This is a genomic window from Clostridium saudiense (genome assembly GCF_000577815.1).
Lineage (GTDB): Bacteria > Bacillota > Clostridia > Clostridiales > Clostridiaceae > Clostridium > Clostridium saudiense.
In genome coordinates this window covers 1-1,186 of sequence record NZ_CBYM010000086.1, presented here as the reverse complement: position 1 = coordinate 1,186, position 1,186 = coordinate 1, and the positions used below count along the sequence as shown (strand labels likewise).

1 protein-coding gene is annotated in these 1,186 nt (G+C 39.8%); it reads left to right on the top strand.

Features of this window, described 5'->3' with window-relative positions; translation table 11 throughout:
* A partial coding sequence (gene tuf, locus TY07_RS17005) for an elongation factor Tu (protein WP_074431773.1) occupies nucleotides 1-1,186 on the top strand: 1,186 nt, incomplete at both ends.

Below are 1,186 nucleotides of genomic sequence, written 5' to 3'. Positions count from 1 at the left end.
TGGCAAAGCAAAAGTTCGAAAGAAGTAAACCACACGTAAATATCGGAACAATCGGTCACGTAGACCACGGTAAGACTACATTAACAGCTGCTATCACAACAGTATTAGCAAACAGAGGATTCGCAGAAGCGTTCAACTATGCTGATATCGATAGAGCTCCAGAAGAAAAAGAAAGAGGAATCACAATCAACACTGCACACGTTGAGTACGAAACAGAAAACAGACACTACGCTCACGTTGACTGTCCAGGACACGCTGACTATGTTAAGAACATGATCACTGGTGCTGCACAAATGGACGGAGCAATCTTAGTTTGTTCAGCTGCAGATGGTCCAATGCCTCAAACAAGAGAGCACATCTTACTTGCATCAAGAGTAGGTGTTGACTATATCGTAGTATTCTTAAACAAAGCAGATATGGTTGATGATGAAGAATTATTAGAATTAGTTGAAATGGAAGTTAGAGAATTATTATCTGAATACAACTTCCCAGGAGATGACATTCCAGTAATCAAGGGATCAGCTTTAAGAGCATTAGAAAACCCAACAGATCCAGAAGCAACAGCTTGCATCATGGAATTAATGGATGCAGTAGATAGCTACATCCCAACACCAGAAAGAGCAACAGATAAGCCATTCTTAATGCCAGTAGAAGACGTATTTACAATCACTGGTAGAGGAACAGTTGCAACAGGAAGAGTTGAAAGAGGAATACTTCACGTAGGTGACGAAGTAGAAGTAATCGGATTAACTGAAGAAAGAAGAAAGACTGTTGTTACAGGAATCGAAATGTTCAGAAAGTTATTAGATGAAGCACAAGCTGGAGATAACATCGGAGCATTATTAAGAGGTGTTCAAAGAACAGACATCGAAAGAGGTCAAGTTTTAGCAAAAGTTGGATCAGTTAACCCACACAGCAAGTTCGTAGGTCAAGTATACGTACTTAAGAAAGATGAAGGTGGTAGACATACTCCATTCTTCGATGGATACAGACCACAATTCTACTTCAGAACAACAGACGTTACAGGATCAATCAAATTACCAGAAGGAATGGAAATGGTTATGCCTGGAGACCACATCGATATGAACGTTGAGTTAATCACTCAAGTAGCTATGGATGAAGGTTTAAGATTCGCTATCAGAGAAGGTGGAAGAACTGTAGGTTCAGGAGTTGTTACTTCTATAAT